Source organism: Rhodoferax ferrireducens T118, from assembly GCF_000013605.1.
Classification (GTDB): Bacteria; Pseudomonadota; Gammaproteobacteria; order Burkholderiales; family Burkholderiaceae_C; genus Rhodoferax; species Rhodoferax ferrireducens.
The window spans coordinates 3,875,578-3,897,099 of sequence record NC_007908.1; the positions used below are offsets into that span (position 1 = coordinate 3,875,578).

The window sequence follows — 21,522 nt, forward strand, 5'->3', positions numbered from 1 at the left end:
TCGTGCTCAAGCCCTTATGAACACTGCGCAAGACGCTCACTTTTTTAAAGGAAACTCACCCATGAACCTGACCGACTGGATTGGCCGTAGCGAACGCGTGTGCGACACGGCTACACCAACGCCTTACGCCGCGCTGTCAGCAACTTTCGACCGCGAACCCACACGACCTGAAGCGGGCACACCGCTGCCGCCGCTGTGGCATTGGCTGTACTTTTTGCCGCTGGTCCGCCAATCCGAAATTGGGCCCGACGGTCATGCCAAGCGCGGTGGCTTCTTGCCCCCGGTGCCGTTGCCACGGCGCATGTGGGCGGGTAGCCAATTCACTTTTCACAAGCCACTTTGCATTGGCGATGCGCTGGAGCGCACCTCGACGATCATCGAAGTGTCTGAAAAATCCGGCCGCACCGGCAAGTTGGTATTTGTCAAGGTGCGCCATGAGATTCGTCGTGAGGGTGAACCCGATGTCGCATTGACCGAGTTTCACGACATCGTTTACCGCGAAGCCGCCCGCCCCGACGATGTGGCACCACCACCCAAAGCTGCACCGGCCACATGCGCCTGGGAAAAGCGCTGGGTGCCTGACGACGTGCTGCTGTTTCGCTACTCGGCGCTCACCTTCAACGGCCACCGCATCCACTACGACCGGAAATACGTCACAGAGGTTGAGGGCTACCCCGGCCTGATCGTACATGGCCCGATGGTCGCCACACTGCTGTTGGATTTGCTGCGCCACCAGATGCCCGATGCGCAAGTGCTGAGCTACGAGTTCCGCGCCGTGCGCCCAGTGTTTGACATCAACACCTTCTCCGTCTGTGGCGAGCCGCAAGACGACGGTAAAACCATCCACCTGTGGGCCAAGGACCATGAAGGCTGGCTGACCATGGATGCCACTGCGGTCATCGCCTGAGGAGTCAACATGCAACCTCTCAAAGGCATCACCATTGTCACCCTGGAGCACGCCATTGCGGCGCCCTTCGCCACCCGCCAGCTGGCCGACCTGGGTGCACGCGTCATCAAGATCGAGCGCCCCGGCGTAGGCGACTTTGCCCGCGGCTACGACAACCGGGTGCGCGGCATAGCCTCGCACTTTGTCTGGACCAACCGCAGCAAGGAAAGCCTGACGCTTGATGTCAAGCACCCCGAGGCGCAAAAAATCCTCAAACGCATCATCGACGAAGAAGCCGACGTGGTGGTGCAAAACCTGGCTCCCGGTGCTGCAGCCCGCCTGGGCCTGTCGTATGAGGTGTTGAGCCAGGCCAAGCCCGGCATCATCGTCTGCGATATTTCCGGCTATGGCGACAACGGCCCTTACCGCGACAAAAAAGCCTACGACCTGCTGATCCAGAGCGAGGCCGGTTTTGTGTCCGTCACCGGCACCGAAGACACACCTTCCAAGGCCGGGCCATCGATTGCCGACATTGCCGCCGGTATGTATGCCTACACCAACATCCTGGCCGCACTGATGCACCGCCAACAGACTGGCGAGGGCCAGCACATCGACATTTCCATGCTCGAGGCCCTGACCGAGTGGATGGGCTACCCGCTGTACTACAGCCTGGACGGTGCCGCGCCGCCCAAGCGCACCGGTGCCAGCCACGCCACCATCTACCCCTACGGCCCGTTCCCGGCTGGTGACGGCAAGACCGTGATGCTGGGCCTGCAAAACGAACGCGAGTGGAAAGCCTTTTGCGAGCAAGTGTTGCAGCAGCCCGAGTTGGCTGCAGACGAGCGTTTTGCCAGCAACCCCAAGCGGGTGGCGTTGCGCACCACGCTGTACGCGCTGATCGTGCAAACCTTCTCCAGCCTGAGCGCAGCGCAAGTGGTGCAGCGCCTGGAAGCGGCGCAAATTGCCAACGCCCAAGTCAACACCATGGCCGAGGTCTGGGCGCATCCGCAACTTCAGGCACGCAAGCGCTGGGCTTCGGTGGACACCTCGGTGGGCACGGTGCCCGCCCTGCTGCCCCCGGGCTCCTGGAGCAAGGGTGCACCCCGCATGGATGCGGTGCCGGCCCTGGGTCAGCACACCGATGGCATTCTGGCCACGCTGGGCTACAGCGCGGAACAATTCGCCGCATTACACGCTGAAGGTGCCGTGTGAACGCAATGAACTCCATGAATGTCGCGCAGCCCCTCACCTACCTGTTTGTGCCGGGCAACCGGCCCGAGCGTTTTGCCAAGGCCCTGGCCAGCGGCGCGGATCGGGTCATTCTTGACCTGGAAGATGCGGTGGCACCCGCTGATAGGGCCCAAGCGCGTGGGGCCATCGCAGACTGGGTCGGGACCTTGACCCTGCAAGACTGCGCGCGTTTGCTGGTACGTATCAACGACGTGACAAGCCCCTGCCATGTTGATGATGTTTTCTGGCTGCAGTCCTCGCCAATCAACCATATCATGCTATCAAAATGCGAGTCTCCTGCACAAGTGGCACAGGTCTTGGCTCACATGCCACCCGGCTCCAGCGTGTTGCCGCTGATCGAGACCGTGCGTGGCGTGCTGGCCGCCAACGCTATCGCACAGGCCAAGCAGGTAGAACGGCTGGCCTTTGGTTCGCTGGACTACCTGCTCGATCTGGATCTGCCCGGCCCCGGCTTTGCGCTGGATGCGGCAGCCCTTGCCATTGCCATGGCATCTCGCGCCGCGGACCTGCCCCCACCGGTGGCCGGGGTCACACCCGAGCTGGACGCGGGCCAGGTGCAGCGTGATCTGGTCCACGCCCGCGCCCTGGGTTTTGGGGCCAAGATGTGTATCCACCCGACCCAGGTGGCCGTGGTGCGCGAGGCCTTCACGCCCGACGCGCAAGCGCTCGCCTGGGCCCAGCGCGTCATCACCCAATGGCGGCAGTCCAACGGGGCAGGCGCAATCCAGGTCGACGGGAAGATGGTCGACAAACCGGTGCTGTTACGCGCCGAGCGCATTCTGGCCTTCTCAAACAAATTTATTTAACTTTCACACAGACAGGGGAAACCTCATGGCCTCCACCATCATTGACTCCCGGATTTTTGGCGACATGTTCAGCGATGCCCGCATGCGCCAGGTCTGGTCGGACGAAAACCGAACCGCCAAATACCTTGACATCGAGCGCGCCTTGGCCAAGGTGCAGGGCGAGCTGGGCATCATCCCCAAAGAGGCCGCGGACGAGATCGTCCAACACTGCGAGCTGTCCATGATCGACTGGGACAAGCTCAAAGCCAAGACAGAGCAGATTGGCTACCCCATCATTGCCGTGGTGAACCAGATCAACACCAATTGCCGCGACGGCCTGGGCGAATACTGCCACTGGGGTGCCACCACGCAAGACATCACCGACACGGCCACCGTGCTGCAAATGCGCGAAGGCCTGGCCCTGGTCGAGCAGGACCTGGCCGACATTTCGGACGCGCTGGCCACACTGGCCAAGAAGTACCGCGACACGCCCATCATTGGCCGCAGCAACCTGCAACAGTCCACACCCATCACCTTTGGCTACAAGATGGCCAGTATCCTGGCCGGCATCGAGCGCCACCGCGAGCGCCTGAGCCAGCTCAAACCCCGTGTGCTGATGGGTGAGTTTGGCGGTGCCTCCGGCACACTCTCTTCGCTGGAAAAAGGTGCCATGGAAACCCAGGCCGGCCTGATGAAAGAGCTGGGTCTGGCGCAGCCGCTGATCTCCTGGCACACGGTGCGCGACACCATTGCCGAAGTCGGTGCCTTCCTCGGCCTGGTGGGCGGCTCACTCGGCAAGATCGCGATGGACGTGAAGCTGATGATGCAGACCGAAGTGGGCGAGGTGTTTGAGCCCTATGCCCCTGGCCGTGGTTCGTCTTCCACCATGCCGCAAAAGCGCAACCCGATCTCCTGCCTGTATATCCACGCCAACGTGTCGGTGGCACGCCAGCACGCTGCGGCCTTGATGGATGCCATGGTGGCCGACCATGAGCGCTCCACCGGCCCCTGGGAAATTGAATGGGTGTCGCTGCCGGAAATCTTCTGCCTGATGTCGGGCGCGTTGAAACAAACCAAGTTTGTGCTGCAAGGCCTGGAGGTGGATGCGGTGCGCATGCGCGCCAACATGGACATCACCAACGGGCTGGTCATGTCCGAGGCGGTGATGATGGGACTGGGCCCGTACATTGGCCGCGAATACGCTCACGACCTGGTGTACGACCTGTGCCGCCAGGCATTAAAAGAGCATCGCCCGCTGATCGACATTCTGGAAGCCCACCCCGAGATCAACAAACACGTGACCCGTGTCCAGCTCGAAGCCATGTGCGACCCTATCAACCACCTCGGCCAGGCCGGTGTGATGGTGGACCGTGTGCTGGCGGCGCGCCAGGGAGTTTGACCCACCATGCCCACCCCTGACAAACAAGCCGTCGTTGACGTGCTGGTGATCGGCGGCGGCAACGCCGCCCTGTGCGCCGCGCTGATGGCGCGCGAGGCCGGCGCCAGCGTGTTGCTGCTGGAAGCCGCCCCGCGCGAATGGCGTGGCGGCAACTCGGCCCACACCCGCAACCTGCGTTGCATGCACGACGCGCCGCAAGACGTGCTGGTCGATGCCTACACCGAAGAGGAGTATTGGCAAGACCTGCTCAAAGTCACAGGTGGTTTGACCAACGAGCGGCTGGCGCGGCGTGTGATCCGCGACTCCAGCACCTGCCGGCCCTGGATGCGCAGCCACGGCGTGCACTTTCAACCCTCGCTCTCCGGGGCGTTGCACACGGCACGCACCAACGCCTTTTTCATGGGCGGTGGCAAGGCACTGGTCAACGCCTACTTTCGCAGCGCGGAGAAGCTGGGCGTGCAGGTGCGTTACAACGCACCCGTGAACCGGCTGGAGATTGCCGACGACCACTTTGTTGCCGCCCATGTGCAGGTGCAGCGCCCGAACGGCAGTACCGGCACCGAGCGCATCACCGCCCGCGCCTGTGTGCTGGCCGCCGGTGGCTTTGAGTCCAACCGCGATTGGCTGCGCGAAGCCTGGGGCACCAATGAACGGGGCGAAACCCCGTCCGACAACTTCCTGATCCGCGGCACAAAGTTCAACCAAGGCACGCTGCTGCGCCACCTGCTGAACGACCACGGCGCCGACGTGATTGGCGACCCGACACAAGCTCATATGGTGGCGATTGATGCGCGTGCGCCGCTGTACGACGGTGGCATCTGCACCCGCATTGACTGTGTGTCGCTGGGCGTGGTGGTGAACCGTGAGGCCCAGCGCTTTTACGACGAGGGCGAAGACTTCTGGCCCAAGCGCTACGCCATCTGGGGCCGCCTGGTGGCCCGGCAACCGGGGCAAATTGCCTACTCCATCATTGATGCCAAAGCCATTGGCCGCTTCATGCCACCGGTGTTCCCCGGGGTCAAGGCCAATAGCCTGAAAGAGCTGGCGGGCCAACTCGGCCTGGACGGCAACACCTTCATGCGAACACTCAACAACTACAACAACGCCTGCCAGGCCGGCACCTTTGACCACACGGCGCTGGACAACTGCCACACCGAAGGCGTGCTGCCCGCCAAAACCCACTGGGCCCGGCCCATCGACACCGCGCCGTTTTACGCCTACGCGCTGCGCCCTGGGGTGACCTTCACCTACCTTGGCCTCAAGACCGATGAAACGGCGGCCGTGCGCTTCGGCGATGTGCCCAGCGACAACCTGTTTGTGGCCGGTGAAATGATGGCCGGCAATGTGCTGGGCAAGGGCTACACGGCTGGGGTGGGCATGTCGATTGGCACGGCTTTTGGCCGTATAGCCGGCATGCAGTCTGCGCAGGCAGCTACCAAATCAGGAGCAAGTCATGCAAATGCTTGAAAGCCTGATTCAGGATGCCCGGCAACTCGCCGTTGGCCACGGCGTGGTATCACCCGCCGTGGCTGAAGTCGCACGGCAAATGCAAATCTGCAACGCCTGTCGCTACTGCGAAGGCTTTTGCGCCGTGTTCCCGGCCATGACACGGCGGCTGGAATTTGGTGCCGCCGACGTTCACTACCTGGCCAACCTGTGCCACAACTGCGGGGCCTGCTTACACGCCTGCCAGTACGCGCCGCCGCATGAATTTGCGGTGAACGTGCCGCAAGCCATGGCGCAGGTACGCGGTGAAACCTATGTGGCCTATGCCTGGCCGGCCGCGCTGGGCAAGCTTTACCAACGCAACGGTTTAACCCTGTCACTGGCCCTGGCGGCGGGGCTGGCGCTGTTTTTGCTGCTGGCCCTGGCCATCAACGGCAACCTGTGGGGCGGGCCCGTGGTGGGCGACTTTTCCAAGCTGTTTCCGCACAACTTGCTGGTGCTGATGTTTGCGCCGGTCTTCTTGTGGGCGGTGCTGGCCTTGGGGCTGGGTGTGACGCGTTTCCTGCGCGATATGTCGCCCGCCACGTCGGGCCAAGCCATCGCAGGTGGCGATCTCCTGCAAGCCACGCACGATGTGCTGGTGCTCAAGTACCTGGACGGCGGCCACGGTGAGGGTTGCAACAACGAAGACGATGCCTTCACGCTGTCACGCAGTCGGGCGCACCACCTGACCTTTTACGGCTTCATGCTGTGTTTTGCCGCCACCAGCGTAGCGACGGTCTACCACTATGCCTTTGGCTGGCATGCGCCCTATGACTGGCCCAGCCTGCCGAAACTGCTGGGTGTGGTCGGTGGCGTGAGTCTGTTGCTGGGCACAACCGGGCTGTTCAGGCTCAGGCAGCGCCGCCATCCGTTACACGGCGACGCGGCTCAGAAGCCCATGGACTACGGCTTTATCGCGCTCCTATTCTTGACCAGTGCCACCGGTCTGGTGCTTTGGTTGGCACGCGGCACACCGGCGCTGGCCCTGCTGCTGGCGCTGCACCTGGGTGTGGTGATGGCCCTGTTTGCAACCCTGCCCTACGGCAAGTTTGCCCACGGAGTTTTCCGCACCGCGTCATTGCTGCGCTATGCCGTGGAAAAGCGCCAGCCGAGTTCGCTGGCATTAGAGGATGAGTGAGTCGCCCTCCACCAAGGATTTCAAATGACCCTGTCCATACCCTGCGTATTGATGCGCGCCGGCACCTCGCGTGCCCCCTTCTTCCTGCACGACTGGCTGCCCGAAGGTGATGAGGCGCCTAACCAGGCGCTGATCGGCGCCATCGGCGCGTCCGACCGGCTGCAACTCGACGGTCTGGGCGGCACGAAGCGGATCGCCACAAACGACGGCTAACCGGCCCCAAAACAACGAAACTAGCTCACCCGGAAGCTGACCGTGGCGAACGACGCCTGACGCCGCACACAAGCCTTTCGCTAAATGGCATCGGGAAGCGCGCCGGCCAGGAAGTCATAGACCGAGCGGATGAGTTTGCTGGTGCGTATCTCGCGGTGCACCGCGAGCCACATGGGTAAAGGCGGGATGCGCAGCACGTCGGGCAGCACCTGCACTACATCGGCGTCGGTGCGCGCCATGTAGCTTGCCAGAAACCCGATGCCCAGGCCCGCGCGCACAGCTTGCCATTGCACGATGAAGTCGTCCGTGCGAAACGCAAACAGATCTTTGCTGGCCGGAAAACCCATGGCCCTGAAGCCGTTCAGTATGGCCGTGTCAGTGTCGCTGCCTATCAACGTATGGCCCAGCAGATCCATAGGCTGGCGTATCGGGCTGCGCCGTGCCAGATAGGCGCGGTTGGCAAAAGCACCCAGCTTCACGTCACCAATTTTCTTGGCGACCAGGGTGCCCTGTTCGGGTCGGACCATGCGCACCGCAATATCCGCCTCGCGACGCAGCAGGTTGCTTACAGTGTTGCTGGCGACCAGTTCCACCTGAATGTCGGGTAGGGCCTGCCGCATTTGCGACAGGATGGGCGGAAGAATCTGGACTGCCACGGGCGTGCTGGCGGTAATGCGCACAGTGCCCGTGTTTTTGGCCTGGGCGCCGGCGAGGGTGCGTGCCAACCGGTCTGCACCATCTGCCATGCCGCGTGCGGCATCGGCCAGCTTGAGGGCGGTGGCAGTGGGCACCAGGCCGCGCCCGGTGCGTTCAAACAGCACCACGCCCAGTTGGCTTTCCAACTCGGCAATATGCCGGCCCAGCGTGGGTTGGCTGGTGTGCAACACCTTGGCCGCGCCCAGCAGGCTGCCGTGGTCCAGGACCGCCAGGAAGGAGCGCACCAGGCTCCAGTCAAAGGAGGGGCGAGCGCTGGTGGTCATGCGGAGGTATGCATATTTGCATTTCAGGTATGAATATTTATGCAATTGTGGAGCATGCGCCTTGTCTTCACAATTCACTCCGTTGCAATACCCGTTGCCGTTCACAAGGAGTTACACCATGCAATCCACCGTTTTGATTCTGGGTGCACGCGGACGTTTCGGTCTGGCTGCCGCCCGTGCTTTTACCGACGCCGGCTGGTGTGTGCAGGGCCTGATGCGCCCCGGCGCACAAGTGCCCGCCGAGGCCAAAAATGACAACCGCATCAAGTGGGTGAGCGCTGACCTGCAAGACACCGCCGCTGTGGCCCGTGCCGCCCAGGATGCCTGCGTGGTGGTGCATGCCCTGAACCCGGTGTACACCCACAAGGCATGGAAGGCGCAGGCGCTGCCCATGACTGAAGCGGCCATCGACATCACCCGTGCGCTCAATGCCACCTTGATGTTCATGGGCAACATCTACAACTTCGGTGCGGACATGCCTGCCGTCGTGTCGGAAGACACGCCGCAGCGGGCCAGGACCGTCAAGGGCCAGATCCGCATCGCCATGGAAGAGCAGATTCGCCGAAGTGGTGTGCGCGCCATCGTGATCCGTGCCGGAGACTTTTTCGGCAGCGGCAAAGGCACCTGGTTTGACCAGGCCATTGTCAAAGGCATTCAGAAGGGCAAGTTCACCTACCCTGGCCACAAAGGCGTGGCCACGGCCTGGGCTTACTTGCCGGACCTGGCCCGCACCTTTGCAGAAGTGGCCGCACGCCGCGACACTCTCAAGGCATTCGAAGTCTTCCACTTTGCAGGCCACCGCATCACCGGTCAGCAGTGGCTGGATGCGATCCAACCCATCGCGCAAGCCCAGGGGTGGGTGAAGCCCAACGCCGCTTTGCAATACAGCCAGTTTCCATGGCCCATCATCCGCATCGGCGCGCTGTTTGTCCCAACCTGGGCGTCGCTGCTGGAGATGCGCTACCTGTGGGACAAAGCGCATGCACTGGACAACCGCAAGCTGGTGGCACTCTTGGGTGCAGAGCCGCACACTGCCTTGGCGCAAGCCGTGACCATGACACTGAAAGACCTGGGTTTCACCAAAGACGCTGTTGCAGCGCAAGCCACTCTCGTGTCGGCACGCTGATCGCGCAGTCACCAAGGCACCTCACCATGCAACGCAGAAGCATTTTGCGCATTCTGCGCAGTGGGCTTCGTTCACCGCTTGGGCACCGGCCTGAACACTCATGTGCATTTCCAGGATTTAAATAGCTACTCACGCATATTTGACGCGGGCTGGTGCCATAAAACATCCACAAATCTAGTCCGCCGACGACTGCTGCAGCGCCCACATCTCCGCATAGCGCCCATTGGCCGCCAGCAACTCGGCATGCGAACCGCGCTCAATGATGCGCCCGGCGTCCATCACCAGAATCTCATGCGCGTCCACCACCGTGGACAGCCGGTGCGCAATCACCAGCGTGGTCTTGTTCTGCGCCACACTTTGCAGCTCGGCCTGAATGGCGCGTTCGTTGGCCGAGTCCAGTGCCGAGGTGGCTTCGTCGAAGATCAGGATCGGCGGGTTTTTCAGCAGGGTGCGGGCAATCGCCACGCGCTGTTTTTCGCCGCCCGAGAGCTTGAGGCCACGCTCGCCCACCATGGTGTCGTAGCCTTTGGGCGTGGCGCTGATGAAGTTGTGGATGTGGGCGCTGCGCGCCGCCTCCTCCACCTGCTCCCGCGTGGCGCCGGGTTTGCCGTAGGCGATGTTGTATTCCACCGTGTCGTTGAACAGCACGGTGTCTTGCGGCACGATGCCAATCGCCTGGCGCACGCTGGCCTGCGTGACCTGTTTGATGTCCTGCCCGGCAATCAGAATCTGCCCCTGCTGCACGTCGTAAAACCTGAACAACAGCCGCGCCAGCGTGGACTTGCCGGAGCCCGAGGGGCCGACCACCGCCACCGTTTTACCGGCCGGGATCTCGAAGCTGATGTCGTGCAAAATCGGCCGCGCCGCCTCATAGGCAAAACTGACGTGGCTGAACGTCACGTTGGCGCCGTCCACCTTGAGCGGCTGCGCACCGGGCACGTCGGCAATTTCGCGCTCGCGCTCCATCAGGGTGAACATCTTGTCCAGGTCGGTCAGGCTCTGCTTGATCTCGCGGTACAGCACGCCCAAAAAGCCCAGCGGGATGTAGAGCTGGATCATGAAGGCGTTGACCATCACCAGGTCGCCCAGGGTCATGTGGCCTTCCACCACGCCCTGCGTCGCGCGCCAGAGCATGGCAACCAGGCCGGTGGCGATGATGAGCTGCTGGCCGGTGTTGAGCAGACTTAAAGTGCGCTGGCTCTTGAGGGCCGCCAGGCGGTAATTCTTCAGGTTTTCGTCGTAGCGGTGGGCCTCGAACTCTTCGTTGTTGAAGTACTTGACGGTCTCGAAGTTCAACAGCGAGTCGATGGCGCGGCTGTGGGCTTTGGAGTCCAGCTCGTTCATCTGGCGGCGAAACTTGGTGCGCCACTCGGTCACGCTGACTGTGAAGCTGATGTAGAACACCAGGGCGATGATGGTGATCAAGGCAAACCAGATGTCGAACTTGATGGCCAGGTAAGACAGCACCATGGTCACTTCGATCAGCGTCGGAATGATGCTGTAGAGCGAATACGAGATCAGCGAATTGACCGCCCGCGTGCCGCGCTCGATGTCGCGCGTCAGGCCGCCGGTCTGGCGCTCCAGGTGAAAGCGCAGGCTCAGGGCATGCAAATGGCGAAACACTTGCAGCGAAATCGTGCGCGACGCGCCTTCGGTGGCCTTGGCAAACACCAGCTCGCGCAGCTCGGCAAACAAGGTGGTGGACAGGCGCAGCAAGCCGTAGGCGAGCAGCAAGGCGGCCGGCACCACCAGCAAGGCCGTGGCGTCGATGCCGCCCTTGGGGTTCATGGTGTCGATCAGTTGCTTGAGCAGCAAAGGCACGCCGACGTTGGCCGTTTTGGCGGCCACCATGAACGCCAATGCGGCCATCACGCGCCATTTGTATTCCCACAGATAGGGAAACAGCCGACGCAAGGTGGCCCAGTCAGACCGGGCGGCGGCGGGGGTGGGTGCCGAGGGGGCGGCGGGGAAAACGTGGGTAGATCCGCCAGCGTGGCGCATGGGTGGACAATCCTCAAAATGTTGTGGACAGAGCTGGCTCGCTTTGCGTAGCTGCGGTCTGTCCCGCAAAGTATTAATTAACCTAGATTGTGCCCATGTCCGCAAACCCAAGCCCCAACCCCGCCACGACCGGCCGTGGCGCCAACGTCCAGTTGCCCACAGACCAGGAACTGGTGCTCAAGGTCATTCCCATGCCCGGCGACTGCAATGCCAATGGCGACATTTTTGGCGGCTGGGTGATGGCGCAAGTCGACCTGGCCGGCGCCGTGGTGCCGGCCCGCTATGTCAAGGGCCGCATGGTCACCGTGGCGGTGAATGAATTTGTGTTCAAGCAGCCGGTGCGCGTGGGCGATATCCTGTCGTTTTTTGCCAAGCTGACCCGCATTGGCCGGACCTCGATCACGGTCAAGATTGAGGTCTTTGCCGAACGTTTCGGGTCGCTCAATGAATACGCCAAGGTCACGGAGGCGTCCCTCACCTACGTGGCGATCGATGAACATGGCAAGCCGCGCGAAGTGCCACAGAAGCTGATTTGAATTAGCTATTCTTTTAGTAGCTAATTATTATTATTACACGAGGGCTAGAGACCAATTTAACCAATATTTTCTGTGCCACCCGGAGGCACGCAAGCACCGGCTGCCGTTGGGGGCAATGCCGCGTCGTTTGCAATCTGCCCCCAGAGCCCGTATAAATCAGGGCACTGTGCTTCAACCAGTTTTGGGGCCTCAACCTGGGAGTGCACCATGACAACCATCATCGGACTGGCAGGCAGCCTGCGCGCCGGCTCGTTCAACGCCGCGCTGCTGCGCGCGGCCGCCCCCTTGATGCCGGCGGGCGCCAGCCTGGACATCGCCAGCATCAAAGGCATCCCCCTGTACGACGGCGATGTCGAAGACAGCGAGGGTATTCCTCCCACGGTGAGCGCGCTGAAGGACCGGATCGCGGCGGCGGACGGGCTGCTGCTGGTCACGCCGGAGTACAACAATGCGATGCCCGGCGTGTTCAAGAATGCTCTCGACTGGCTGTCGCGTCCACCGGCCGACAGCGCGCGCGTCTTTGCCCATCGCCGGGTCGCCGTCATCGGCGCCTCGCCGGGCGGCTTCGGCACCATCCTGTCCCAGAATGCCTGGCTGCCGGTGCTGCGAACACTGGGCACGCAGCCCTGGTTCGGCGCCCGCCTGATGGTGGCCCGCGCTGGCAGTGTCTTCAACGACCAGGGCGACTTGGTGGACGAGAAAATCAAGGCCCAATTGCAGCAATTCCTGGCCGGTTTTGTCGATTTTGTGAAGTCGTAAGGCGATAAAAACCGGCGCGCAGGCAACCATGGCTCATGCAGATTTACCAGACTCCGGTACCAACTCGTCGCCCTGGCCCGCCCTGGACTACGCGGCTTGGAAGGACACCTGCGCCACGCTGCACCTGTGGACCCAGATCGTCGGCAAAATCCGGCTGACGCAAACGCCATGGCTCAACCATTCCTGGCATGTCCCGCTCTATGTCACGGCGCGCGGCCTGACGACCTCGCCCATGCCCTTTGGTGCGCGCACGTTTCAGATTGATTTCGACCTGATCGACCATCGACTGCTGATCGAAACCAGCGACGGGGCGGTGACAACGCTGCCCTTGAAGCCGCGCCCGGTGGCGGACTTTTACCGGGATCTGATGGCGCAACTGGCCGCGCTCGGACTGGACGTCAGGATTCACACCACACCCAATGAAATCGTGGATGGCATCCCGTTCGAACAGGATCAGCAACATGCGTCGTATGACGCCGCGCAGGCCCATAACTTCTGGCTCGCGCTGGTGCAGAGCGACCGCGTGCTCAAGCAATTCCGCGCCGGCTTCATCGGCAAGTGCAGCCCGGTGCATTTTTTTTGGGGCAGCTTTGACCTGGCGGTGACGCGTTTTTCGGGGCGAACGGCGCCGCAGCATCCCGGTGGCGTGCCGCATTGCCCGGACTGGGTCATGCGCGAGGCCTACTCGCACGAGGTCAGCAGCTGTGGTTTTTGGCCGGGCGGTGAGATGCTGCCCGAGCCGTTGTTCTATGCCTATGCTTATCCGGAACCACCCGGCTTCAATGCGGCAGCCGTGCGTCCCGCGGGCGCGCGTTACAACCCGGACTTGCACGAGTTCATCCTGCCGTACGACGAGGTACGACGGGCCGACGCACCGGATACCCGACTGCTTGAATTTTTGCAGAGCAGTTACGACGCCGCCGCCAATCTGGGGACCTGGGATCGCGCCGCGCTGGAGCGTACCTTGCCAGCGTGATGCGGCAGGTCGGTGGTCTCAGGCCGGCGCCATCGAGGCCTGCAGCGCTTGCCGGGTGAAATGATCGGCCGGAAAGAACGTTTCCATCGCCAGCTCCTGCAGCGTGACATCGACCGGTGAGCCAAAGTCGGCCGTTGCCGTGACTTGCTGGGGCAAGCGCTCAAACAGGTGGGCGCGCTGGCTGAACTGCAGTTGTTCGGGCTGCGGCGTGCGCCACCGCAGGCGGCCTGGTGATGAGGCCGGTTTGACTAGAACTCTCCGTGCCGGCCACCACCGGCTGCAAAGCGCACAGCGCCCTGCAGGCCTTCGTCGATGCACTGCCGCCCACGCTCCCACTCCTGGTGCAGAGCCTGCGGTAGCGGCAAGTCCCACTGGGCGTAGGCGCTCATGCGATCGGCCCGCATGGTTTTTTGCGGGTAGCTGGCCAGTTGCTGTGCCAGGGTCAGCGCCGCCTCCAGCGCCTGCCCCGCCGGCACCACGCGATTGCACAAACCCATTTGCAGCGCTTCGCCGGCTTCCACCTTGCGCCCGGTCAAAATCAGGTCCATGGCGTGACCCATGCCGATCAGCCGAGGCAGACGCACCGTACCGCCATCGATCAGGGGCACGCCGAAGCGGCGGCAGAACACGCCAAAGTAAGCGTCGACCTCCATGACCCGCAGGTCGCACCACAGCGCGAGTTCCATGCCACCGGCCACGGCAGCACCGCTGACCGCAGCAATCACCGGCTTTGACAACAGCAAACGCGAGGGCCCCATGGGTCCCAACGGACCGGACACAACGCAATCGTCTGGTGAAAAAGCTAGCCCCGCCAGCGGGCCCGGTTGATTGGCAGCACCTTGCTCCGCCATGCGGGCACCGGCCTGCAAGTCCCATCCGGCACAAAAGTGGCCATGGGCGCCATGAAACACAGCTACCCGCGCATTCTCATCGGCATCAAATGCAAGAAAGGCCGCGTGCAACGCACGGGCCGTTGCAGCGTCCACGGCATTGCGAACGTCGGGACGATTGAGCGTCACCACGCTGATGGCGCCATGCTGGCGGATGTCAACAGAGTTGGTCATGGCCCACATGATGACGTGTTTTTTGCGTCTGTCCGCATTTGCTTGTCGCCTGCCCGACAGCGTGTCGGTAAAAACCCTGTCGGTCTTCCAGCCCATAGTCGTTATAAACGAAAGGCTATGCAACAGGAGACAAAGTGCAGCTTCTACAACTGGTGATCAGCGGCATCGCACAAGGGTGCATTTACGGACTGATTGCGCTGGGCTTTGTGCTCATTTACAAAGCCACGGAGACCGTCAGTTTTGCCCAGGGCGAGCTCATGATGCTGGGCGCCTTCGGCGGCTTGGCGGGCATGACCCTGCTCGGGTTTCCGTACTGGCTGTCGGTGTTGGGCGCCATAGCCGCCATGGCGTTGTTCGGCATGGTGCTGGAGCGTGTGGTGATCCGCCCGATCCTGGGGCAACCGGCGTTTTCCATCGTCATGCTGACGATCGGCATTGGCTATGTGGCGCGCGGCCTGATCACCATGATTCCCAACATTGGCACCGAAACGCACATGCTGCCCGTGCCCTACAAGGACCAGATCTGGCATCTCGCCGGTCTGGTTCTCAACGTCGAGCAGATGGTGGTCATCGGCGTCACCGGCGTGCTATGTGTGCTGCTCTACACCCTGTTTCGCTACAGCAAGCTCGGCATCGCGATGCAGGCCGCATCCCAAAATCAGCTCGCGGCGTATTACATGGGCATTCCGGTGAAACGGCTCAACGGCATCGCCTGGGGCCTGGCAGCTGCCGTCGCGGCCATTGCCGGCCTGCTGCTGGCACCCATCACTTTTGTGCACGCCAACATGGGCTTTATCGGTCTCAAGGCTTTTCCGGCCGCCGTGGTGGGCGGCTTTGGCAGTTTGCCGGGCGCCATCGTGGGCGGCCTGATCATTGGCATCGTGGAGTCGCTCTCGGGCTTCTATCTGCCGGACGGCTTCAAGGACACGGCCGCCTACATCGTGGTGCTCATCATGCTGGTGGTCAAACCCAACGGCCTGTTCGGCGAGAAATTGAGCAAGAAAGTATGAGATTCATTTTCAAAACCGATTACGGGCAGGACATCCGGCTTGCAAAACATGGTGGACACCTGTTTTGGTACGGCGCACTCATGCTGGTGCTGCTGCTGGCACCCTGGCTGGTGCAGGAGTACTGGCTGGCGCAACTGACCTTTGTACTGATTTATGCCGTTGCGGGCCTGGGGCTGATGCTGCTGGCGGGCTTCACTGGCCTGTTCTCGCTCGGTCACGCCGCCTTTCTGGGCGTAGGCGCCTACACCCAGGCGGTGCTGACCAATATGGGACTGCCGTTTCCGCTGGCCCTGGCCTGCGCTGCGGGCCTGTCGGCTGCCGTGGGCCTGGTGGTGGGCTTGCCGGCACTGCGGGTCAAGGGCATCTACCTGGGCATCGCCACCCTGTCCTTCGGCTTCATCGTGGAAGAAGTGCTGGCGCGCTGGGAGTCGGTAACGGGCGGCAACTCGGGCATTCACATCAAAAAGCCCGACATGTTTGGCTGGACCCTGGACAGCGGCGAAGCGTTCTATTTTCTGTGCCTGTTGATCACGGTGCTGGCCACGTTGGGTATTCTGAACCTGCTGCGCTCGCCCACCGGGCGCGCCTTTGTCGCCATCCGCGACTCCGAAATTTCGGCCCAAAGCATGGGCATTCACCTGGCCTATTACAAGACGCTGTCGTTTGCCCTGTCGGCGGCACTGGCGGGCATCGCAGGCGCCCTGTATGCACACCAGCTGCAATTTATCTCGCCGGACCAGTTCAACATCCTGCAGTCGATTGACCTGTTGCTGATGATCGTGATTGGCGGCGTCGGATCGGTGCATGGGGCCTTCCTGGGTGCCATCTTCCTGATCACCATGCCGCAGGCCATCGCCATGGTGAAAGACTATTTGCCGCCGACCATCGGCCAGGCTCCCGGCTTGCAGGGTCTGGTGTACGGCGTCGTGCTGGTGGCCTTTGTGCTGTTTGAGCCGCTCGGCTTGTACGGTCGCTGGCTGAAAGTGCGCACCTATTTGCAGATGTTCCCGTTCTACCGCAAGGGCATGTTCAAGCGGCAAAAATCTTTCCAGAAATCGGACCGGCTGAAATGAATGCTGCCATGAACCCCACCCCTGTCCAGCCTGTGCCTCAACCACTCTTGTCCGCCCGGCAACTGAGCGTGCGCTTCGGCGGCGTGCTGGCGGTCAACAACGTCAGCTTTGATGTCCAACAGGGTGAGGTTTTCACCCTGATTGGCCCCAATGGCGCGGGCAAGACCACCGTTTTCAACTTGATCAGCCGCATCTACACCCCAACCAGCGGCGAGATCGACTACCTGGGGCCACAAGGTCTCATCCGGCTGACTGAGCAAGCGCCGCAAGATGTGGCCGGCCTGGGCATTGCGCGCACGTTTCAGAACATTGAATTGTTCGAGCACGCCACCGTGTTGCACAACCTGCTGATCGGTCGCCATACGCAGCGCAAGACCGGACTCTGGCAGGACCTGCTTTTCACCCGGACCGCGCGCGAGGCCGAGCTGAAGGCACGGGAAAAGGCGGAGGAAGTGATCGAATTTCTCGACCTGCAGCATCACCGTGACGCCATGGTGGCCGGTCTGCCGTACGGCGTGCGCAAAGTGGTTGAAGTGGCCCGGGCCTTGTGCACCGAGCCCAAGCTGCTGCTGCTCGATGAACCCTCAAGCGGCCTGAACGTGGAGGAAACCGAGGACATGGCGTTCTGGATTCAGGATATCAAAAACGATCTCGGCATCACGGTGCTGATGGTGGAACACGACATGACACTGGTCTCCAAGGTGTCCGACCGCGTGCTGGCCATGAATCAGGGCGAGGTGCTTGCCATGGGCACGCCGCGCGAAGTGCAAAGCGACCCCGGCGTGATCGAAGCCTATCTGGGCTCGGTCGATGACGTGTCTTCCCTGCGCAGGCAAACAGCATGAGCGACACGCCTCCCCCCATCAGCGATCAGCCGGTGCTCAAGCTGCTCAACGTCGAGAGCGCCTACGGCCCGATCAAGGCCATTCGCGGCGTGAGCCTGCAGGTGCGGCGCGGTGAAATTGCGACCGTGCTGGGATCCAACGGCGCGGGCAAAACCACCATTCTGAAAACCATCTCCGGCATCATCGATCCGCGCAAGGGCTCGATTGAGTTCAAGGGCAGCGACATCACGGCGCAAGACCCGGCCTACATCGTTCAGCAAGGCCTGAGCCATGTGCCCGAGGGGCGCGAGGTGTTCCCGCTGCTGAGCGTGCATGACAACCTGCTGATGGGTGCCTACACGCGCAAAGACAGCGACGGCGTGGCCAAGGACATGGAAGGTGTCTACAACTACTTTCCGATCCTGCGCGAGCGCGCCAACCAGAATGCCGGCCTGCTGTCGGGGGGGCAGCAGCAGATGTTGTCGATCTCGCGCGCCCTGATGGCCAACCCCGACCTGATCCTGCTGGACGAACCCAGTCTGGGCCTCTCGCCCAAGCTAACCAAAGAGATTTTCGAGATCGTGGTGCGCATCAACCGCGAACGCGGCACCACCATTTTGCTGGTGGAGCAGAACGCCAACATGGCGCTCAATGCGTCCGACTACGGCTATGTGCTGGAAAACGGCCGCATCGTGATGGAAGACACCTGTGCCCGCCTGCGCGAGAAGGACGACATCAAGGAGTTCTACCTCGGGCTGAAAGAAGACGGCGTGCGTGGCGAGCGGCGCTGGAAGAAGAAGAAAACCTGGAGATAACTAGATGACTCAACTCTGGGACTTGAGCGGCATTCAGGCCAACCGCGACATCGTGATGCCGGGCGAAACCATTCCGGCCATGTTCTGGAACGCAGTGAAGCAACGCGGCCCCAATGTCTGGCTGCGCCAGAAGCACCTGGGGCTGTGGCGCAGCCAAACCTGGAACCAGACGGCCCAGGCAGTCAGTGAAATTGCAGGCGGCCTCATGAGCCTGGGTTTTGCCAAGGGCGAGTGCACCTCGATTCTTGCCAATACCGTCGTGGAGTGGGTCTGGGCCGATCTGGCGGTTCTGTCCTGCGGCGGCGTCTCCAACGGCATCTACCCCACCGATGCGGCCTCGCAGGTGCAGTATTTGTGCGCCGACTCCCGCACCACATTTCTATTTGTGGAAGACGACGAGCAACTCGACAAGGCGCTTGAAGTGCGCGACCAGTTGCCGAGCCTGCGCAAAATCGTCGTGTTCGACATGGAAGGACTGCGCAACCTCGACGATGCCAACATCATCAGCCTGGACGACCTGCGTGCACTGGGCCGCGACTACCTGGCCCAACACCCGAATGAACTGCAACAGCGCGTTGACGCCTGCCAACCCGACGACCTGGCCATCCTGGTCTACACCTCCGGCACCACCGGCAAACCCAAGGGCGCCATGCATCTGCACGCCGGACTGGTCTACACCGTGCGTGGATTCAACACGCTGATCGCGCAGGATGAACGCGACGAGCGCATGTGCTTCCTGCCGCTGTGCCACATTGCCGAGCGCATGGGCGGCGAGTACTTTGCCTTGTACACAGGCACCAAACTCAACTTTGTGGAACACCCGGAGACCATCCCCGAAAACGTGCGCGAGATCGCGCCCACGGTCTTTACCGGCGTGCCGCGCGTGTGGGAGAAGTTCTACTCGGGGGTGATGATTTCCTTGAAAGAGGCCGGTGCCGTCCAACAGGCCGCCTACGCCTGGGGCATTGGTGTGGGTACCGCGATTGCCAACAAGGTGCTGGCCGGTGAGTCGGTGAGCGGCTGGCTCAAGCTGAAGTTCCAGATCGCACAGTGGCTGGCCCTGAACAACGTGCGCAAGCTCATTGGCATTCACCGTGCCCGCTTTCTGGTCACCGGCGCGGCGCCGATCTCGCCCGATCTGGTGCGCTGGTACCTGGCCCTGGGCGTGCCCATGCTCGAAGTCTGGGGCATGACGGAGACCTGCGGCGCGTCCACCGGCGTGCCCGCCGAGCGCATGCGCCCCGGCTCGATCGGGCCGGCCGCCAGCTTCAATGAAGTCCGGCTCGACCCGGCCACCGGCGAAATCCTGGTGCGCGGCAAGAACGTCTTTGCCGGTTACCTGAACCTGCCGGAAAAGACAGCGGAGACCATCGACCCAGACGGCTGGCTGCACACCGGCGATGTGGGCGCGATGGATGCGGATGGCTACTTCCGCATCACCGACCGCATGAAGGACATCATCATCACGGCCGGCGGCAAGAACGTCACCCCGAGCGAGCTGGAAAACGACCTGAAGTTCTCGCCCTACATCACCGATGCGGTGGTGATTGGCGACAAGCGTCCTTTTCTGACCGTGATCATCATGATCGATCAGGAAAACGTCGAGAAATACGCGCAGGATGCGGACGTTCCTTTCAGCAACTACGCGTCACTGACCCGCTCACCCGAGGTGCAGGCGCTGATTCAAGGCGAGATCGACCGGGTCAACAAGAAGTTCGCCCGCGTCGAGCAGATCAAGAAATTCTTCCTGCTGGAGAACCAGTTGACGGCGGAAGACGAAGAGCTGACACCCACCATGAAGCTCAAACGCAAATTGGTGGAAAAGAAGTATGCAGCCCAGATTGAGGCCATGTACCGCTGAACGCCAACAGTCTTCTTGCGGGTTTACGACAGCTTGACATTTATCGAGTGACGTCAAGAATGCAACAGGTCCAATTCGCATTCCTGAGCTTTTTTCTTTAACCAAACGGAGACAACGCATGAAAATCAAAGCGACAGTGGTACTGGCTGCACTGACCCTGGCAAGCACCCTTGCCACGGCTCAACAGGGCGTCAGCCCGACCGAGATCACGCTCGGCTCGATCCAGGATTTATCCGGCCCACTGGCTGGCTTTGGCAAGCAGGCGCGCCTGGGCATGCTGCTGGCCGTGGACGAGATCAACGAGCAAGGCGGGGTCAGTGGCCGCAAGCTCAAGCTGCTGGTGGAAGACTCGGGCTATGACCCCAAGAAAGCCGTGCTGGCAGCACAGAAACTGGTAAATCAGGACAAGATTTTCATGATGGTCGGCCACATTGGCACGGCGCAGAACATGGCGGCCATGCCGGTCCAGTTCGACAAGAACGTGATCAATTTTTTCCCGATCACGGCGGCGCGCGAAATGTACGAACCTTTCCACAAGCTGAAGTACTCGTTTGCCGCCACCTACTATGACCAGATGCGGCGCGCCGTGCCCCAAATGGTCAAGGACAAAGGTATCAAGAAAGTCTGCACCATTTACCAGGACGATGATTTCGGCCTGGAAGTGCTGCGGGGCGGCGAAGCTGGCCTCAAAACCATCAACATGGATTTCACCGAAAAGACGTCCTTCAAGCGCGGTGCGACCGACTTTTCGTCCCAGGTGGCGAAGATGAAAGCGGCAGCTTGTGAGATGGTGGTGTTGGGCACCATCATTCGCGAGACCATCGGCACCATTGGAGAATCCCGCAAGACCGGCTTCAACCCCATCTTCCTGGGATCCAGCGCCGCCTATACCGACCTGATCCACAAACTCGGCGGCAAGGCCATGGACGGGCTGTATGCAACGATGACCGTGCAAAACCCTTACACGGATGAGCAGTCGCCACAAATACGTTTCTGGGCCAACAAGTACAAAACCAAATTCAATGAAGACCCGAGTGTGTTCTCTGTGTATGGCTACCTCATCATCAACACCTTTGCCAACGTGGCGAGCAAGGCTGGCAAAAACCTGAGCACCGACAGCTTCATCAAGGTCATGGACACCTTGACCGTTCCACCCGATATCTTTGGCAGCACCACCATCACTTTCTCTCCCACCAAACGCCTGGGCAGCGACGCGTCGCGTCTGTCGCAGATTCAGGACAGCAAGTGGAAAGTGGTTGGACCCTATATCACTGATGGCGGGCCGGCCAAGAAATAGAAACTTCCCCCATTAGACAATGGCCACCTTCCGGTGGCCT

20 protein-coding genes and 1 pseudogene are annotated in these 21,522 nt (G+C 61.6%); 17 read left to right on the forward strand and 4 right to left on the reverse strand.

Features of this window, described 5'->3' with window-relative positions; translation table 11 throughout:
* Positions 1–61 precede the first annotated feature (61 nt).
* Genes RFER_RS17660 through RFER_RS17690 form a run of 7 tightly spaced genes read left to right on the forward strand, consistent with a single transcriptional unit; the run spans position 62 to position 7,160 of the window.
* On the forward strand, positions 62–907 hold the full coding sequence (locus tag RFER_RS17660) for an FAS1-like dehydratase domain-containing protein (RefSeq protein ID WP_011465753.1): 846 nt from the start codon (positions 62–64) through the stop codon (positions 905–907).
* Positions 908–916: 9 nt separating this feature from the next.
* A complete protein-coding gene (locus RFER_RS17665; RefSeq protein ID WP_011465754.1) occupies positions 917–2,098 on the forward strand; it encodes a CaiB/BaiF CoA transferase family protein in 1,182 nt (393 codons plus the stop codon).
* A 5-nt stretch (positions 2,099–2,103) separates the two neighbouring features.
* Positions 2,104–2,943, forward strand: coding sequence for an HpcH/HpaI aldolase/citrate lyase family protein (locus RFER_RS17670; protein WP_011465755.1), 840 nt, complete (start codon positions 2,104–2,106; stop codon positions 2,941–2,943).
* Positions 2,944–2,968: 25 nt separating this feature from the next.
* The gene (locus RFER_RS17675; RefSeq protein ID WP_011465756.1) at positions 2,969–4,321 is read left to right on the forward strand and encodes a class-II fumarase/aspartase family protein; all 1,353 of its coding nucleotides are present in this window, start codon (positions 2,969–2,971) and stop codon (positions 4,319–4,321) included.
* 6 nt (positions 4,322–4,327) lie between these two features.
* Entirely contained in the window at positions 4,328–5,788 is a 1,461-nt protein-coding gene (gene tcuA / locus RFER_RS17680; RefSeq protein WP_011465757.1) for an FAD-dependent tricarballylate dehydrogenase TcuA, read from the forward strand.
* The gene (gene tcuB, locus RFER_RS17685) at positions 5,775–6,947 is read left to right on the forward strand and encodes a tricarballylate utilization 4Fe-4S protein TcuB (protein ID WP_041790940.1); all 1,173 of its coding nucleotides are present in this window, start codon (positions 5,775–5,777) and stop codon (positions 6,945–6,947) included. Before tcuA ends, tcuB begins: the two co-directional genes overlap by 14 nt.
* Before the next feature lie 24 nt (positions 6,948–6,971).
* Positions 6,972–7,160 carry a PrpF domain-containing protein gene (locus tag RFER_RS17690; protein WP_011465759.1) on the forward strand — a complete coding sequence of 63 codons (189 nt, stop codon included), beginning with the start codon at positions 6,972–6,974 and terminating at the stop codon, positions 7,158–7,160.
* An 80-nt stretch (positions 7,161–7,240) separates the two neighbouring features.
* On the opposite strand, the gene RFER_RS17695 is transcribed toward RFER_RS17690, so the two are convergent.
* Complete coding sequence (locus RFER_RS17695; protein ID WP_041790941.1) at positions 7,241–8,140, reverse strand: LysR family transcriptional regulator; 900 nt, start codon at positions 8,138–8,140, stop codon at positions 7,241–7,243.
* Positions 8,141–8,258: 118 nt separating this feature from the next.
* On the opposite strand from RFER_RS17695, the gene RFER_RS17700 reads away from it, so the two are divergent.
* Positions 8,259–9,266, forward strand: a complete 1,008-nt coding sequence (locus RFER_RS17700; RefSeq protein WP_011465761.1) for a sugar nucleotide-binding protein — start codon at positions 8,259–8,261, stop codon at positions 9,264–9,266.
* 174 nt (positions 9,267–9,440) lie between these two features.
* Here the strand turns inward: RFER_RS17700 and RFER_RS17705 are convergent, their stop codons facing one another.
* A complete protein-coding gene (locus tag RFER_RS17705) occupies positions 9,441–11,267 on the reverse strand; it encodes an ABCB family ABC transporter ATP-binding protein/permease (protein WP_011465762.1) in 1,827 nt (608 codons plus the stop codon).
* Positions 11,268–11,362: 95 nt separating this feature from the next.
* Between RFER_RS17705 and RFER_RS17710 the strand changes: the two genes are divergently transcribed.
* From RFER_RS17710 to RFER_RS17720, 3 genes are all read left to right on the forward strand, one after another.
* Positions 11,363–11,803, forward strand: a complete 441-nt coding sequence (locus RFER_RS17710; protein ID WP_011465763.1) for an acyl-CoA thioesterase — start codon at positions 11,363–11,365, stop codon at positions 11,801–11,803.
* A gap of 207 nt (positions 11,804–12,010) precedes the next feature.
* Complete coding sequence (locus RFER_RS17715; RefSeq protein WP_011465764.1) at positions 12,011–12,562, forward strand: NADPH-dependent FMN reductase; 552 nt, start codon at positions 12,011–12,013, stop codon at positions 12,560–12,562.
* Positions 12,563–12,590: 28 nt separating this feature from the next.
* Positions 12,591–13,538, forward strand: a complete 948-nt coding sequence (locus tag RFER_RS17720) for a DUF5996 family protein (protein ID WP_011465765.1) — start codon at positions 12,591–12,593, stop codon at positions 13,536–13,538.
* A gap of 18 nt (positions 13,539–13,556) precedes the next feature.
* On the opposite strand, the pseudogene RFER_RS23590 reads toward RFER_RS17720, so the two are convergent.
* Positions 13,557–13,682: pseudogene (locus RFER_RS23590) on the reverse strand (transcriptional regulator); the annotation flags it as partial.
* A gap of 104 nt (positions 13,683–13,786) precedes the next feature.
* Positions 13,787–14,602 carry a crotonase/enoyl-CoA hydratase family protein gene (locus tag RFER_RS17725; protein WP_011465766.1) on the reverse strand — a complete coding sequence of 272 codons (816 nt, stop codon included), beginning with the start codon at positions 14,600–14,602 and terminating at the stop codon, positions 13,787–13,789.
* A gap of 134 nt (positions 14,603–14,736) precedes the next feature.
* Between RFER_RS17725 and RFER_RS17730 the strand changes: the two genes are divergently transcribed.
* The 6 genes from RFER_RS17730 (at position 14,737) to RFER_RS17755 (ending at position 21,482) form a co-directional block, all read left to right on the forward strand.
* A complete protein-coding gene (locus RFER_RS17730) occupies positions 14,737–15,612 on the forward strand; it encodes a branched-chain amino acid ABC transporter permease (protein ID WP_011465767.1) in 876 nt (291 codons plus the stop codon).
* Positions 15,609–16,685, forward strand: coding sequence for a branched-chain amino acid ABC transporter permease (locus tag RFER_RS17735; RefSeq protein ID WP_011465768.1), 1,077 nt, complete (start codon positions 15,609–15,611; stop codon positions 16,683–16,685). The genes RFER_RS17730 and RFER_RS17735 overlap by 4 nt, the downstream gene beginning before the upstream one ends.
* 8 nt (positions 16,686–16,693) lie before the next feature.
* The gene (locus RFER_RS17740; RefSeq protein ID WP_166485756.1) at positions 16,694–17,530 is read left to right on the forward strand and encodes an ABC transporter ATP-binding protein; all 837 of its coding nucleotides are present in this window, start codon (positions 16,694–16,696) and stop codon (positions 17,528–17,530) included.
* A complete protein-coding gene (locus tag RFER_RS17745; RefSeq protein ID WP_011465770.1) occupies positions 17,527–18,324 on the forward strand; it encodes an ABC transporter ATP-binding protein in 798 nt (265 codons plus the stop codon). The genes RFER_RS17740 and RFER_RS17745 overlap by 4 nt, the downstream gene beginning before the upstream one ends.
* Positions 18,325–18,328: 4 nt before the next feature.
* On the forward strand, positions 18,329–20,185 hold the full coding sequence (locus tag RFER_RS17750) for an AMP-dependent synthetase/ligase (protein ID WP_011465771.1): 1,857 nt from the start codon (positions 18,329–18,331) through the stop codon (positions 20,183–20,185).
* A 118-nt stretch (positions 20,186–20,303) separates the two neighbouring features.
* Positions 20,304–21,482 carry an ABC transporter substrate-binding protein gene (locus RFER_RS17755; protein ID WP_011465772.1) on the forward strand — a complete coding sequence of 393 codons (1,179 nt, stop codon included), beginning with the start codon at positions 20,304–20,306 and terminating at the stop codon, positions 21,480–21,482.
* Positions 21,483–21,522 lie beyond the last annotated feature (40 nt).

Bases quoted from the DNA above. Each gene is read 5' to 3' on its own strand.
- RFER_RS17735 (WP_011465768.1), top strand. From the start codon at position 15,609: ATGAGATTCATTTTCAAAACCGATTACGGGCAGGACATCCGGCTTGCA.
- RFER_RS17725 (WP_011465766.1), bottom strand. From the start codon at position 14,602: ATGACCAACTCTGTTGACATCCGCCAGCATGGCGCCATCAGCGTGGTG.
- RFER_RS17705 (WP_011465762.1), bottom strand. From the start codon at position 11,267: ATGCGCCACGCTGGCGGATCTACCCACGTTTTCCCCGCCGCCCCCTCG.
- RFER_RS17745 (WP_011465770.1), top strand. From the start codon at position 17,527: ATGAGCGACACGCCTCCCCCCATCAGCGATCAGCCGGTGCTCAAGCTG.
- tcuA (WP_011465757.1), top strand. From the start codon at position 4,328: ATGCCCACCCCTGACAAACAAGCCGTCGTTGACGTGCTGGTGATCGGC.
- RFER_RS17750 (WP_011465771.1), top strand. From the start codon at position 18,329: ATGACTCAACTCTGGGACTTGAGCGGCATTCAGGCCAACCGCGACATC.
- RFER_RS17660 (WP_011465753.1), top strand. From the start codon at position 62: ATGAACCTGACCGACTGGATTGGCCGTAGCGAACGCGTGTGCGACACG.
- RFER_RS17715 (WP_011465764.1), top strand. From the start codon at position 12,011: ATGACAACCATCATCGGACTGGCAGGCAGCCTGCGCGCCGGCTCGTTC.
- tcuB (WP_041790940.1), top strand. From the start codon at position 5,775: ATGCAAATGCTTGAAAGCCTGATTCAGGATGCCCGGCAACTCGCCGTT.
- RFER_RS17665 (WP_011465754.1), top strand. From the start codon at position 917: ATGCAACCTCTCAAAGGCATCACCATTGTCACCCTGGAGCACGCCATT.
- RFER_RS17700 (WP_011465761.1), top strand. From the start codon at position 8,259: ATGCAATCCACCGTTTTGATTCTGGGTGCACGCGGACGTTTCGGTCTG.
- RFER_RS17740 (WP_166485756.1), top strand. From the start codon at position 16,694: ATGAACCCCACCCCTGTCCAGCCTGTGCCTCAACCACTCTTGTCCGCC.
- RFER_RS17675 (WP_011465756.1), top strand. From the start codon at position 2,969: ATGGCCTCCACCATCATTGACTCCCGGATTTTTGGCGACATGTTCAGC.
- RFER_RS17670 (WP_011465755.1), top strand. From the start codon at position 2,104: ATGAACTCCATGAATGTCGCGCAGCCCCTCACCTACCTGTTTGTGCCG.
- RFER_RS17720 (WP_011465765.1), top strand. From the start codon at position 12,591: ATGGCTCATGCAGATTTACCAGACTCCGGTACCAACTCGTCGCCCTGG.
- RFER_RS17710 (WP_011465763.1), top strand. From the start codon at position 11,363: ATGTCCGCAAACCCAAGCCCCAACCCCGCCACGACCGGCCGTGGCGCC.
- RFER_RS17755 (WP_011465772.1), top strand. From the start codon at position 20,304: ATGAAAATCAAAGCGACAGTGGTACTGGCTGCACTGACCCTGGCAAGC.
- RFER_RS17690 (WP_011465759.1), top strand. From the start codon at position 6,972: ATGACCCTGTCCATACCCTGCGTATTGATGCGCGCCGGCACCTCGCGT.
- RFER_RS17695 (WP_041790941.1), bottom strand. From the start codon at position 8,140: ATGACCACCAGCGCTCGCCCCTCCTTTGACTGGAGCCTGGTGCGCTCC.